General features: G+C 60.9%; 14 protein-coding genes. 5 read left to right on the top strand and 9 right to left on the bottom strand.

The genetic code is table 11. From position 1 onward, the window contains the following. Window positions 1-110: 110 nt before the first annotated feature. Window positions 111-1,025 carry a DUF6685 family protein gene (locus tag NAO55_RS20445; RefSeq protein ID WP_102840342.1) on the bottom strand — a complete coding sequence of 305 codons (915 nt, stop codon included), beginning with the start codon at window positions 1,023-1,025 and terminating at the stop codon, window positions 111-113. A 158-nt stretch (window positions 1,026-1,183) separates the two neighbouring features. Between NAO55_RS20445 and NAO55_RS20440 the strand changes: the two genes are divergently transcribed. Both NAO55_RS20440 and NAO55_RS20435 read left to right on the top strand, forming a co-directional pair. Next, window positions 1,184-1,405, top strand: a complete 222-nt coding sequence (locus tag NAO55_RS20440) for a DUF2835 domain-containing protein (protein WP_063541030.1) — start codon at window positions 1,184-1,186, stop codon at window positions 1,403-1,405. Window positions 1,406-1,514: 109 nt separating this feature from the next. Continuing rightward, on the top strand, window positions 1,515-2,546 hold the full coding sequence (locus NAO55_RS20435; protein ID WP_063541031.1) for a quinone-dependent dihydroorotate dehydrogenase: 1,032 nt from the start codon (window positions 1,515-1,517) through the stop codon (window positions 2,544-2,546). A gap of 91 nt (window positions 2,547-2,637) precedes the next feature. Here the strand turns inward: NAO55_RS20435 and rmf are convergent, their stop codons facing one another. After that, on the bottom strand, window positions 2,638-2,853 hold the full coding sequence (gene rmf / locus NAO55_RS20430; RefSeq protein ID WP_011913504.1) for a ribosome modulation factor: 216 nt from the start codon (window positions 2,851-2,853) through the stop codon (window positions 2,638-2,640). Window positions 2,854-3,210: 357 nt separating this feature from the next. Here rmf and rlmKL point away from each other — a divergent pair, with 357 nt between their 5' ends. Continuing rightward, complete coding sequence (gene rlmKL / locus NAO55_RS20425; protein ID WP_102840343.1) at window positions 3,211-5,388, top strand: bifunctional 23S rRNA (guanine(2069)-N(7))-methyltransferase RlmK/23S rRNA (guanine(2445)-N(2))-methyltransferase RlmL; 2,178 nt, start codon at window positions 3,211-3,213, stop codon at window positions 5,386-5,388. A 22-nt stretch (window positions 5,389-5,410) separates the two neighbouring features. Here the strand turns inward: rlmKL and dacB are convergent, their stop codons facing one another. After that, a complete protein-coding gene (dacB, locus tag NAO55_RS20420; protein WP_102840344.1) occupies window positions 5,411-6,868 on the bottom strand; it encodes a D-alanyl-D-alanine carboxypeptidase/D-alanyl-D-alanine endopeptidase in 1,458 nt (485 codons plus the stop codon). A gap of 265 nt (window positions 6,869-7,133) precedes the next feature. Here dacB and NAO55_RS20415 point away from each other — a divergent pair, with 265 nt between their 5' ends. After that, on the top strand, window positions 7,134-7,478 hold the full coding sequence (locus NAO55_RS20415; RefSeq protein WP_102840345.1) for a YggL 50S ribosome-binding family protein: 345 nt from the start codon (window positions 7,134-7,136) through the stop codon (window positions 7,476-7,478). Here the strand turns inward: NAO55_RS20415 and NAO55_RS20410 are convergent. From NAO55_RS20410 to NAO55_RS20385, 6 genes are all read right to left on the bottom strand, one after another. Further along, window positions 7,462-8,451: an FUSC family protein gene (locus tag NAO55_RS20410; protein ID WP_369806275.1), complete on the bottom strand. Its 990-nt coding sequence runs from the start codon at window positions 8,449-8,451 to the stop codon at window positions 7,462-7,464. The genes NAO55_RS20415 and NAO55_RS20410 overlap by 17 nt on opposite strands. Before the next feature lie 110 nt (window positions 8,452-8,561). Beyond that, window positions 8,562-9,893 carry a deoxyguanosinetriphosphate triphosphohydrolase gene (locus tag NAO55_RS20405; RefSeq protein ID WP_102840347.1) on the bottom strand — a complete coding sequence of 444 codons (1,332 nt, stop codon included), beginning with the start codon at window positions 9,891-9,893 and terminating at the stop codon, window positions 8,562-8,564. Window positions 9,894-10,063: 170 nt separating this feature from the next. After that, entirely contained in the window at window positions 10,064-10,384 is a 321-nt protein-coding gene (locus tag NAO55_RS20400; RefSeq protein WP_102840348.1) for a hypothetical protein, read from the bottom strand. Then, complete coding sequence (locus NAO55_RS20395; RefSeq protein WP_102840349.1) at window positions 10,381-10,761, bottom strand: phage holin family protein; 381 nt, start codon at window positions 10,759-10,761, stop codon at window positions 10,381-10,383. The genes NAO55_RS20400 and NAO55_RS20395 overlap by 4 nt, the downstream gene beginning before the upstream one ends. A 14-nt stretch (window positions 10,762-10,775) precedes the next feature. After that, on the bottom strand, window positions 10,776-11,177 hold the full coding sequence (locus NAO55_RS20390; RefSeq protein WP_102840350.1) for an ElaB/YgaM/YqjD family protein: 402 nt from the start codon (window positions 11,175-11,177) through the stop codon (window positions 10,776-10,778). Window positions 11,178-11,376: 199 nt separating this feature from the next. Beyond that, entirely contained in the window at window positions 11,377-12,636 is a 1,260-nt protein-coding gene (locus NAO55_RS20385) for an OprD family porin (protein ID WP_102840351.1), read from the bottom strand. Window positions 12,637-13,058: 422 nt separating this feature from the next. Between NAO55_RS20385 and NAO55_RS20380 the strand changes: the two genes are divergently transcribed. Then, on the top strand, window positions 13,059-13,310 hold the full coding sequence (locus NAO55_RS20380) for a glutaredoxin family protein (RefSeq protein ID WP_102840352.1): 252 nt from the start codon (window positions 13,059-13,061) through the stop codon (window positions 13,308-13,310). Window positions 13,311-13,314: the final 4 nt, after the last annotated feature.

Genomic DNA, 13,314 nt, shown 5'->3' with positions numbered 1-13,314 from the left:
GGCCAGCCAGGCTTGAGCGCATACGGTGCATACGGCGCACCGGCCGACCGGGACGGTGCGCCGTATTTTGCGGTTGGTTCGGTATGAGGGTCGCCGGTGCTGCGCGGCGTTCAGTTCTGGGCGGGCAAACCGACCTTGAAGCGGGTGATTTGCGGCAGGTCTCGCAGGTAGCGAATCAGGTCCGGCGCTCCGGCCAGCTTGAGCCCTTCACCGATGGCATTGGCCGTAGGGTCACGCTTCTCCAGCAGAAGCAGTTCCGAATTGCTGGTATCGCGTAGCAGGGTCAGACGCGCATAGGGCACCTGGCTGTCGAGAAGCAGGGCCATGAACTCGCGATCGCTCCAGGCCTGGGCGGGCATGGTCACGGCGTGGTAGTCCGCATCCAGCGCGTGAACGCCTGAGCGGTCCAGGCGATAGTCGGTGACGTCCGCCGGCAGCATCACTTCCAGGCCGCGCAGGCGCGCATAGGCCACGGCGCAGGCGAAGGCTTCCAGGTGGTGCTCGCCAGCCCAGTACAGCCGTTCGCCCAGCCAGCTGGCCTGGCGCACTTCGATTGGGGCGCCGGTGTCGAAACCGGGCAGCGCTGCCCCCAGGGTGCGAACGAAGTCCTTGTAGCTGATGATTCGAATCTGTCGGCAGGCAGGTGTAGCGGCGAAGGCTTCGAATGTCGCGAAGCTAGCACCGCCGCTCTGCGGGCCGCCAAAGCCGTCGATCTGACGGAGATCGAGCTGCAGCCGGAAACAGTCCTTGCTGATCAGACGGGTCAGTGCCGCATGGGCGCGGGCTTTGTCTTCCTGCACTGGACCGGAGAGCGCGCCGCGCGGCAGTTCCAGCAGACGTTGCAGGCAAGGGCCGTCAGTCCAGAAAATGCTGGGCTCGGGTTCCGGGAGGCGGCTGAACGGCAGCTGCAGGTTGCTGGCGCGCTGCAGTACCGAATGCGCAGCCTTGGAGCGCAGCCCGAGGCGCTGCGCAAGTCGTGCAATTTGAGTTGTCAGTGAAGGCATTGGCTCGGGCAGGCTCATCATGATGCTTGAGCTCTCAGGGCTACGGCCGAAGTGTGGCAGACCTGTGCGATTTGCGCACGGGCTTTGCTCGATCCGCGGCGGTGGAGCTGCATACGGACCTGACCAAAGAGGGAAGGGCGTTGTGGCACTATCGCTGAATTGAACATCAAGGAGCCTCCATGCCGAACCTGGTGCTGGATATCGCGCTGTCCGCCGAGCGAATGAAGGCGGTGTATCAGGGCCATGCGAATCGAGTCCTGATTCGAAGCCGCGACGGCACGCGAGTCAGCTTGCCTGCGCATCACCTGCGCCCGTTTCTGACCCATGAAGGCGTATTTGGTTCATTCGAGCTGGAGTTCGCCGAACAAGGGCAGCTGCTCGGCCTGAGGCGTCTGAAATAGCTCGCAGGTCTCGGTTTGCTGCGGCGCATCCGGATGCTATCGGCAGCGGCTGGACGGTCCTCGTGCTGCTATACTCCGCCACCACATTTCCCGAGACCTTAGGCTGCGTATGTATAACCTGGCCCGCCGGCTGTTGTTCAAGTTATCCCCGGAAACGTCCCATGAGCTTTCTCTCGAGCTGATCGGCGCTGGTGGGCGTCTGGGGCTCAACGCAATGCTGAGTAAAGCGCCGGCGAATCTGCCGGTACGAGTCATGGGGCTGGATTTTCCGAATCCTGTGGGGCTGGCGGCCGGACTGGACAAGAACGGCGAAGCGATTCGTGGTTTGTCGCAGTTGGGGTTCGGTTTCATCGAAGTCGGGACTGTGACGCCGCGCCCGCAGCCTGGCAACCCGAAACCGCGGATTTTCCGCTTGCCGGAAGCCGAAGCGATCATCAACCGTATGGGATTCAACAACCACGGGGTCGATGCCTTGCTGGCACGAGTCGAGGCAGCCAGGTTCAAGGGCGTTCTGGGAATCAACATCGGCAAGAATTTCGACACCCCGGTCGAGCGTGCCGAGGACGATTACCTGCTGTGCCTGGAGAAGGTCTATCACCACGCCAGCTACGTCACGGTCAATGTCAGCTCGCCCAATACACCGGGCCTTCGCAGCCTGCAGTTCGGTGATTCGCTCAAGCAGTTGCTCGAAGCGCTGCGTCTGCGCCGCGAAGACCTTGAGCTCATGCATGGCAAGCGCGTACCGCTGGCGATCAAGATCGCCCCTGACATGACCGACGAGGAAATCGCGCTGGTAGGTGAGGCGGTGTTCCAGGCCGGTATGGATGCGATCATCGCAACCAACACAACGCTGGGGCGGGAGGGGGTTGCCGGTTTGGCTCATGCGGACGAGGCCGGTGGGCTGTCCGGTGCGCCGGTGCGTGACAAGAGCACGCATACCGTTCGGGTGCTGGCGCAGACGCTCGGCGGGCGCTTGCCGATCATCGCCGTGGGTGGCATCACCGAGGGCAGGCATGCGGCGGAGAAGATCGAGGCGGGTGCCAGTCTGGTCCAGCTCTACTCGGGGTTCATCTACAAGGGACCGGCGCTGATCGGCGAGGCGGTGGATGCCATTGCGGCCCTGCGCTCGCAGGCACGTTGATTTGCCGGGAAGGGGCTCCTGTCGGAGCCCCTGGGCTTCTAGCCCGCCGCCCGGGTAGGGCGTGCCGTATCAAGTCGGGTGGATCGGTGAATCAGCCGACCGCGTGAAGTTCGTTGAGTCTATGCAGACCGGCCGTGCCGGTCAGACCATCCCAGTTGTCGCCGCGACCCTCCCGCCAGCCGTTGATCCAGGCTTGGCGAACTTGGGGATGGGAGAAAGGACAGAGGTCGCGAGATTTGCCATGTATGCCATGTTGATAACCGCGCAGAAATGCTCGTTCCATCGGATCACGCTTGAGTCTTCTCATTGGGTATTGCCCTCAGTGGTTGACTGGTGTTCCTGTGGCCTCATGGCGAGACCGGGCAGATAGACTGCCAATTGAAGCGCGCTGCCGGCGTGGCGCGCCTCGCCGGCATCGTTGCGATGCCGGCCTAAGACGAGTTCTAACCCAATGCTTGATACGCTGGAACGATCGTTTTGTCATAAGTAGGTAACGAATCTGTGGATCTACCCATAAGCCGGCCGACCGTTGTGCGTAACCTGCAGTACTGAGCGCGGTCGCGATGCACACCGGCAATTTTTCGAATCATCTGTAATTCATTCCTGCTGGGCTTGTTCCGACGAAAGGGTCGTGGCGGTCCGAAGCACTCTTTCTGGAACCACCATGACCGATCGCCATGAACTGATACTGACCTGCCCCAAGGGGCTCGAAGGCCTGCTACTTGAGGAAGCCACCCTGCTCGGCCTGGAAGAACCCCGTGAGCAGACGGCAGCGGTCCGCGGCTACGGAGCGCTGGACGTGGCGTACCGCCTATGCCTGTGGTCGCGTCTGGCAAACCGTGTGCTGCTGGTACTGAGCCGCTTCTCGACGACGGATGCCGAAACGCTCTACCAGGGGGTGCATGCAGTCGATTGGGCGGAGCACATGTTGCCGTCCGGCAGCCTCGCAGTGGAGTTCAGTGGGCGTGGCTCGGGCATCGACAACACGCATTTCGGTGCGCTGAAGGTCAAGGACGCGATCGTCGATCGGCTGCGTACTGCCTCGGGCGAGCGCCCAAGGATCGATAAGCTCGATCCCGATCTGCGGGTACACCTGCGGCTCGACAAGGGACAGGCGGTCCTGTCGCTGGATCTGTCAGGGCACAGCCTGCATCAGCGTGGCTACAGGTTGCAGCAGGGCGCGGCCCCGCTGAAGGAAAACCTGGCAGCGGCGATCCTCATCCGTGCCGGCTGGCCGCGTATCGCCGCTGCGGGTGGTGCGCTGACCGATCCCATGTGCGGCGTGGGTACCTTTCTCGTCGAGGGCGCGATGATGGCGGCCGATATCGCGCCGAACCTCAAGCGCGAGCGCTGGGGATTCAGCGCCTGGCTTGGCCATGTGCCGGCGCTATGGAACCGCTTGCATGATGAGGCGCGCTCGCGTGCACAATCCGGTCTGGCCAGAACGCCGCTGTGGATTCGTGGCTACGAAGCCGATCCACGCCTGATCCAGCCTGGGCGCAACAATATCGAGCGCGCCGGGCTGTCGAACTGGATCCGCATCTATCAGGGCGACGTCGGGACTTTCGAGCCGCGCCCGGACCAGAACCAGAAGGGGCTTGTTATCTGCAACCCGCCCTACGGCGAGCGGCTGGGTGACGAGGCGAGCCTTCTTTATCTCTATCAGAACCTCGGCGAGCGCCTGCGCCAGGCTTGCCTCGGCTGGGAGGCCGCGGTGTTCACGGCCGCCCCGGACCTTGGCAAGCGCATGGGCATCCGCAGCCACAAGCAGTATGCATTCTGGAACGGCGCGCTGCCGTGCAAGCTGCTGCTGATCAAGGTCGAGCTGGACCAGTTCGTTACCGGTCAACGCGCTACATCCACCGAGTCACAGCCTCAGCAGGCTCCGGTGGAGCAGGCGCGACTGAGCGAAGGCGGGCAGATGTTTGCCAACCGCTTGCAGAAGAACCTGCGTCAGCTCGGCAAATGGGCGCGCCGCGAGGGCATCGAATGTTATCGGCTGTACGATGCCGATATGCCGGAATACGCTCTCGCGGTCGACCTGTACCGCGATTGGGTGCATGTGCAGGAATATGCACCGCCGCGCTCCATCGATCCGGACAAGGCCCAGGCTCGCCTGCTGGATGCTCTGGCGGCCATTCCGCCGGCGCTGGGCATTGCGCGTGAGAAGGTCGTGGTCAAACGTCGTGAGCGACAGACCGGCACGCGTCAGTACGAGCGCCAGGCCGCTCAGGGTCAATTCCTCGAGGTCAGCGAGGGTGGCGTCAAGCTGCTGGTCAACCTGACCGACTACCTGGATACCGGCCTGTTCCTCGATCATCGCCCGCTGCGCCTGCGCATCCAGCGCGAAGCGGCCGGCAAGCGCTTTCTCAACCTGTTCTGCTATACCGCTACGGCGACCGTGCACGCGGCCAAGGGCGGAGCGCGCAGTACCACCAGTGTCGATTTGTCCAAGACCTACCTGGATTGGGCGAGGCGCAACCTTTCGCTCAATGGCTTCTCGGACCGCCAGCGGCTGGAGCAGGGAGACGTGATGGCCTGGCTGGAAGCGGATCGCGGCGAATATGACCTGATCTTCATCGACCCGCCGACCTTCTCGAACTCCAAACGCATGGAAGGTGTGTTCGACGTGCAGCGTGACCACGTCGCCTTGCTCGACCTGGCCATGGCGCGCCTTGCTACCGGCGGGACGCTGTACTTCTCCAACAACTTCCGCAAATTCGTGCTGGACGCAAGCTTGGCGGATCGTTACGCGGTAGAGGAAATCACCGCTTCAACGCTGGATGAGGACTTCCGCCGTAATCCGCGCATCCACCGCGCCTGGAAACTCCAGGCACGGTGATGATCAGGTCTGCCTGGAGCGATCAGCGCTGAGCGGTGCTTTCGCCGCGCTGGTTGTACAGGCTGACCAGCACCTGATCGAGAATCGATGAGGCACCCCATGGGCGCGGGTGGTTGAGGATCGCCACTACAGCCCAGACATTGCCGTCGCCGTCTCGGCTGTAGCCCGCGATCGCGCGCACCGTGTTCAGTGTGCCCGTCTTCACATGTGCCTTGCCGGCGACCGGTGTGTTGCGCAGGCGCTTGCGCATGGTGCCGTCGACTGCTGCCAGGGGCATCGACGAGATGAACTCGGCCGAGTAGGGGCTGCGCCAGGCAGCCTGCAGCAGGCTCGCCAGCTCGCGCGCGCTGACCCGCTCGGCACGGGAAAGGCCGGAGCCGTTCTCGATCACCAGATGTGGGGAGATCAGTCCCTTCTTTGCCAGCCACTGGCGGATTACTCGCTGGGCCGCCTTCGCATCATCGGCATCCGCTTCGTTGCGGAATGCCGCACCAAGGCTCAGGAACAGCTGTTTGGCCATGGTGTTGTTGCTGTACTTGTTGACGTCACGAATGATCTCGGTGAGGTCCGGCGAGTAGGCTCTGGCTAGCAGGCGGGCACTGCTTGGTACCTGGGCGACACGGTCAGTGCCGAGGATGCTGCCGCCCAGTTCGCCCCAGATGGCGCGTACCGCGCCGGCGGCATAGCGTTGGTGATCCAACAGGGACAGATAGGTCTGCGCGCTGCAGCCAGCGGCGAGCTTGCCGGTGACCACCACGGTGACGCCGTCGCCGTTGGTTATCGGGTTGTACAGCACGTCCGGCCAGCCTGGACACTTGGCCGCCGGCAGCGCCTTAACGCGGTTGTCGACGCGTACGCTGGCGATGGGCGGCTCGACCGCCACGTTCACCTTGCCGCCATCGTTGCGGACGATGAAGCGCAGGGCCTTGAGGTTGACCAGCAATGAATCCGGCCCGACCAGGAACGGCTTGTTCTGGTCACCGCCGTCATCGTCGAATACCGGCAGGTCGGGTTGGACGAAGTGGCTGCGATCCAGCACCAGATCGCCAGTGACTTTGCTCACGCCGTTGGCGCGCAGATCGCGCAGCAGCAGCCAGAGCTTTTCCATGTTCAGCTTTGGGTCGCCGCCACCTTTCAGATAAAGATTGCCGTTAAGCACGCCGTCCACTAGCGGACCATCGGAATAGAACTCGGTTTTCCATTGGTGGTTGGGGCCGAGCAGTTCGAGCGCAGCATAGGTCGTCACCAGCTTCATCGTCGAAGCCGGATTGACCGAGACGTCCGCATTGACGTACGTCGGTGCGGCGTCGCCGGTGAGCGGCAGCATGACCACCGACAGCGCATCGCTGTTGATCTTGTTGGCCTTCAATGCCTGCTCTACACGGGCAGGCAGCGCCTGGTTCACGCCGGCCGCATGAATCGGTAGCGCAATGGGCAAGGCCAGAACGGCCAAGGAGATACCACGAAGGATTCTGTTCATTTGCGAGCGCCTCTGAGCGCACACAGGGGGCTGCTGGTGATTCGATTCGGCATGCGATTTCCCACTGCACCAAGGGAACGATTGCGAGCCATTATGCCCGGCCCGTAGAGGCGCTGTGCCTCTATCCGATAAGCGTAGCTGCGTCACACGGATTACTGCAAAACAAGATGGCGAGCCGTTGCGAAGCCGGTCTTCGGTCATCGCCTTGGCATTGGGTTGCTGTTAGAGTGCGCGCCGTCATCACGTAGAAAAAAGGATCGATCCAATGGCTACCAATCGTTCGCGCCGCCTGCGTAAGAAACTCTGTGTCGATGAGTTCCAGGAGCTGGGCTTCGAGATCAATCTCACCTATCGCGACGGTATCGAAAGCAAGGCCGTGGATGACTTCTTGGAAGCGTTCATCAGCGAGGCGATGGAAGCCAACGACCTTGGCTATATCGGCGGTGAAGACTACGGGTTCGTCTGCCTGGCGCGCCGTGGCTCGGTTACCGAGGAGCAGCGCGCCAAGGTGGATGCCTGGCTGAAAGGCCGCAGCGAGCTTGCCGAGTACAGCGTCAGCCCGCTGATGGATGTGTGGTATCCGGAAAACCCGATCAGGACCGAGAAGTAGTCTGCTCGTCGGTTCGTTGCGCTGCTGCCAGCCGGGCTTTCCTTCGTGAGCGCCTGGCCAGCAGCAGATGCAACAGATGCATAAGCGCTGCGATGAACAATGCTACGCCTACGCCGATGCTGGCATTGACCAGGCGTATCTGCGGCAGATTCCAGTCCTGCGCCAGAGTTTCCGCCAGCAGCAGGAAGAGCAGGGTGGTCTGCAGTACGAACAGCCCGTAGTGATTCGCCTGGAAGGCCCTGCCGAGTACCACCAGCGGCAGCAGGATCATCACCATCAGCGGTGGGTCGGCCAGGCCATGACCGATGTAGATGAGGATGGCTGCGGCGGCCAGGATTCCGAGGCTGGCCTGCAGGGCACGGACCAGGCTGCGTTCCAGGTCCATCTGCAACGTTGTGAACACCGCCAGCGTCAGCCAGTAGCCTCTCGGCAGCTGCGCCATATTCACAATCACACCGCCCAGCGCGCCGGCCAGCATGTAGGTCAGTGCGTGCACTCGCCACTGCCGGATCGGCGTTCGCCGAGCGTGCCGGCGCAGCACCCGCAGAATGCTCAGCAGTCGCGGCATGTACGGCCACATGCGAAGACCATGCATGCCGCGCAGGCCGAACGCCAGCAGTGTCACCCAGAGCCCTCCAAGCGCGAACAGAAAGGCAATTGCGTAGGGGTTGTTGAAGTCGGCAATGCCATGCTGTCCCTGGCCAAGGCACAGACAGATCGCCAGGCCTATTCCCAGCTTGCCCGCCTCGCTGCCGAAGCGCTGAAGCCAGGCCAGGAGCAGCCCGTAGAAGGCGAACAGTCCAAGGCTTATCAGCGGGTGGGTTGCGGACCAGTAGCCCAGGCCGGCGCTACCGGCCCCCAGTGCAATAAGCAGGAGCATGCGCAGCATGCCGAAGCGGTGCAGGGGGTTCGCCTTGGCCGCCTGGAAAGCCCCGACTGTCGCCCAGAGGAATCCAGGGTGGCCGCTGAACAAGCCTAGTAGAAGCGGTAAGGCGCAACCGAAACCGGCCACCATCGCAGCGCCCCAGGCAGGGCGCCCGGGGTGCCAATGGAGGCTCTGTCGCAGCAGGCGTTTCATGAACGTCAGACCGGGCTGGAGCGGCCGGTCATTTCGCCGGCCATTTCGGTGGCGTAACTGTCGGTCATTCCGGCGATGAAATCGATCATGCGCAGGAATGACTGATACAGCGGTAGGCCGGGCGCGGGTGCGCTGCGGCCAAGCAGATCGAGAATGCGCTGATTCTTGAAAGAGGGATTGCCTCCGCGGTGCTGTTCCAGTGCTGCACCGCAGAAGGCGTTGAGGAGGATTTCCAGCGTTGTGTAGGCGCCGATCTCGTGCAACGTCTTGCGCTTGTCCTGGAATATCTTCTGACGGGCCATTGCTTTTGCCTGCACGACGCAGGCCTTGGCCGGGCCGTGCATGTGCTCGACCAGATCACCATGAAGCTCGCCTCGCAGCAGGTTGTGCTGCTGCTCGACGAACGCGGTGGCGGCGGCGTTTGTGAGGTGCTCGATCGCCTTGCCGCGCAGAATCGCCAACTTGCGCCGTCGCGAATCGCGTGGCCCCAGCTGGCGATAGGTTTCTGGGATGTCATCGCCCACCAGCCCAAGCAGCAGGGCTTCCACCTCGGCATAGTCGAGCAGCTCCATCTCCAGGCCGTCTTCCAGGTCGATCAGCCCATAACAGATGTCGTCGGCTGCCTCCATTAGATAAACAAGGGGATGGCGAGCCCAGCGTTGATCGGCAACCTTGGGCAGGTCTAGCTTCTGCGCGATCTGTTCCAGCAGTGACAACTCGTTCTGATAGCAACCGAACTTGTGCTTCTTGTAGCCGAGCGCCTCGGCGTGACGTGATGTCCATGGGTACTTCAGGTAGGTGCCCAGGGTGGCGTAAGTCAGGCGGGTGCCACCGTCGAACTGGTGATATTCCAACTGGGTGAGTACGCGAAAGCCCTGTGCGTTGCCCTCGAAATTGAGGAAGTCGGCTCGCTGCGAATCCGTCATCTCGTCAAGCCAGCCGCGTCCGGCAGCCTGCTGGAACCAGCAGCGAATGGCGTCTTCACCGGAGTGACCGAACGGTGGGTTGCCTATGTCGTGGGCCAGGCAGGCGGATTGAACGATCATCCCGAGATCGGCGGGGCTGCACCATTCTGGCAGCTCATCGCGCAACACCTCGCCGACACGCATGCCGAGAGACCGCCCGACGCAGCTTACCTCCAGCGAGTGGGTCAGGCGTGTATGGATATGGTCGTTGCTTGAAACGGGGTGTACCTGGGTCTTGCGCCCGAGGCGGCGGAACGCCCCCGAGAAAATGATTCGGTCGTGATCCTTGTGAAACGGGCTGCGTCCCAGCTCGTCGCTGCTATGGGCGGACTTGCCGAGTCGTTCACGGGTAAGCAGTGTGTGCCAGTCCAAGGACTATCTCCATATTGCCATCAGCGGGCTGGTGCAAAACTACCATAACCGTCCATTGACCGATCGCTACTATCGCATGAAAGGTGCCGCAGGAGCGCAGGCTGGCCGGCCCTGGGTAAGGCTACAGAGTAGCGATTGTGGGAGTTCTGCATTGAGCGGGCGAAAGCCGCTCAATGCAGTTTCTGGCGCAGTTTCTGCTGGCCCTTGATCAACGGGTAGAGGGTCAGTGCGATACGAGCCAGTTTTCCGACCTTTCCGAGACGGCGGCCGAATAACGCGAGTGCAACCGTAGCCGCAATCATCACCGGACCCTTGCCAGATGACGTCTCGGCATCGGAGCGGCGAGACGTCATGAAGCTTCTCACCTGCTGCAAAGGGTGGGACAAGGGTTGTGCATGATAAAGCAGCTGCTGGCGGTGCATCTCCATGCGCAGGCGTACCAGATCCTTGCGCATGTTCAGATCGTTAGAAGTGCTCAGTGGCTGGCTCATGGCAGTAAACGCTCCCGATTGCGTTCCAGCTCTTCAAGTGTCGCCTGGAACGGCGCTGCACATTGCTTAGCGAGCGAAACCGCGCGGCTGATACAGATAATCATCGCCAGTGCATAAACCGCACACAGCGTGAGAATCGCTGCCATTCGATGGGTTTCCCAGAAGGCGATTACGATCGCCGCGGAGAGCCCGACGAGAATCAGAAGGCCGAAAATCAGACTGATTCCCGCGAGAAGAAACAACCGGAACGTGCGAGCTTTCTCCTCCTGGACCTCGATGCCGATCAGCTCCAGATGACCTTGCAACAGGCCGACAAACGCGCCGCCCAGCTTCTTGAGCGATGGCTTGGGAGCTTCGGTGCCAGGCTTCGCATCCATTGGCGGCACTCCCATCAGCGACGTGTGATCAGACCGAGCAGAAATCCGACGCCCGCAGCGATGCCGATCGATTGCCAGGGATGGGTGTGAACATATTCCTCGGTGCACTGGATCGCAGCCTGGCCCTGCTCGCGCATGGAGCCCTCGCGCTCTTTGAGCATCTCACGCGCCTTGGCGATGTTTGCGTTGATCTTGTTACGCAGCTCTTCGGTCTGCCCGCCTGCAGATTCCTGCGTGTGTTTAAGGAGGCGTTCGGTATCACCGATGAGTGTATGAAACTCCTCGATCAGCGCATTCTGGGCGGCCTGCAGGTTGCGACGATGGGCGGATGTATCGATCAGGGGGCGGGTGCTCCCAGCGGGACCTTCAGGAATCGGGGTGTTATCGCTGGTGCCGAAAGTGGACTCGGTAGACATGCGCAGCTCCTCTTGAATCTAGGGGCGGAAGGCCCCGTTACCTCAAGTTTCGAGCGTTGCGTCTTGGCAAAGGTTCCCCGCTTCGTTGAGCGGTGTGGGCAGCGCTTAATCGTTTGGTTTAGGCCGAACGGCAGGGGCAAAAAAGAAAACCCGCCGAAGCGGGTTTTCTTATCTACAGCAGCGAATGCAGTAGCCGCTATTACATCAGCGGGATGGTGTAGCTGACGATCAGGCGGTTCTGATCGATGTCACGATCGCTGTTGTTGCTGCTGCGATACGTACCATTACGCCATTTCACGCCAAGGTTCTTCAGTGCACCTTCTTGGAAAACGTAACCAATGTCTGTGTTACGTTCCCACTCTTTGCTATTACCACCAGGACCGAAGTCGTCGCCAGTAACATAGCGAGTCATGAAGGTCAGGCCAGGAATGCCCATGGCGGCGAAGTTGTAGTCATAACGCGCTTGCCAGGACTTCTCGTCGGCGTTGGCAAAGTCGGCGCTAAGCATGACATAGTTGACAAGGTAAGGATCGGTGCTGGCCCCGGCATAAGCGAAGCCTGTATCTCCGCTCATTTTTTGATAACCAAGTCCAAAGCTGTGGCCGCTTACGGAGTAAGTGACCATGGCTCCTAGAGCTTTGTTATCAACTGTGGAAGAGCCATCGTCGGTCGAGCGCGCATACCGAAGGTCTGTCTTCAGCGACTGGTTATCACTGATTGGCAGCACATGGATCAAGTTGAACGAATGCTGCTTATACGCCTCTTCCAGGTTGCTGTAGTAATACGCACCTGTCAGATTCTTCATGAGCGTGTAGGTGGCGCCTGCGAACTTGAAGTCCTCCGGTTCGCCAGCCGCCACGCCGCCTTTGCCTGCGTAGGTGATGTCTTCGTAATTGGAGGAGTTACGGTTGTTCTGCTCGGTGAGGTAACCCACGTCTAGAGTCAGTCCATCGATTTCTTTCGAAATCAGCTGCGCACCTTCGAAGGTTTGCGGCAGGAGGCGTGAGTCACTCCTGGCGATAGCCATGTTTTTTGGCTCTATCGCGCCGACCTTCAAAATAGTCTTGGAGATTTTCATCTTCGCGGTGGCGTGAAGAGAGGAATAGTCATCCGGTGCTTCACTGCCGGTGGCGAAATCGCCTGGGAGAAGGCCGGTGCCCACGCGATCGCCACTCGAATCCAGCTTGACGCCGAGCAAGCCTAGTGCATCAACACCAAATCCGACCGTGCCTTCGGTAAAACCGGACTCAACGCGCAGAATGAAACCTTGAGCCCATTCCTCTTGCTTCGACTGTGCAGTAGAGGCGTTGGTGCGATTGTCAGAGTTGTAGTAGAAGTTACGCAGTTCCAGGCCAGCCTTGGTGTCTTCGATGAAGGCGGCTTGGGCCATGGTTGGGATAGCCAGTGTTGCTCCCAGAGTGGCGAGGGCCACGCCCCGGGCGATGGGGGTCTTGAGCATTTCTTATTTCTCCTCGTTGGATGATGCTCTGAAGTCGCTCTTTACGGCGCCATGCAATAAAACATTACAGAGGGTTTTCAACCTTTAGACTTTAGTCGTCAAGTCTCGCGAGTCAACGTGCTAGAGCGTCGCACTCGTGCCATCAGTTGATGGGCAGTTCGAATGCCGATCGGTTTCGCGCATTGCGTGAGCCTGGCGGTTAAAGACTAACGGGGTGTCGCCGGACAATCTGCGTTGCCTCGGGTCGCCGCATCCTAGCGTTTTACTTGGGCTGAGTCGAACGGCTCGCTCAAGATCGCCTAATCAGTGGGGGCGATTTCACAGTTTTTGAGTGATTGCTCCGTTTGGGCAGGACGGACAGTCGTGGCGGGCTGCGGATCCATTGCTAGAATTTGCGCTGCGAACAGATTCGAGATCAACAGATGCTGCCTGAATGTCAACTTTTCGGAACGCTGGGCTGCCATCTGTGCGAGCAGGCGGAAGAGGTGCTTATGCCTCTTGTCGAGCACGGGTTGCTGGTCGAGCTGATGGATATCGCGGACAGCCCGGAATGGGTCGATTATTACGGGCTGCGCATCCCGGTGTTGCGGCGTGTGGATACAGGCGCCGAGCTCGATTGGCCGTTCGAGGCCAATCAGGTTGTAAGTTTTCTCGGTGCACCACAGCGGGAGTGAATGG

This window comes from Stutzerimonas frequens, from assembly GCF_024448335.1.
GTDB classification, from domain to species: Bacteria; Pseudomonadota; Gammaproteobacteria; order Pseudomonadales; family Pseudomonadaceae; genus Stutzerimonas; species Stutzerimonas frequens.
Note: the sequence above shows the minus strand (reverse complement) of the source record. Positions and strands in the feature narration are given on the sequence as shown.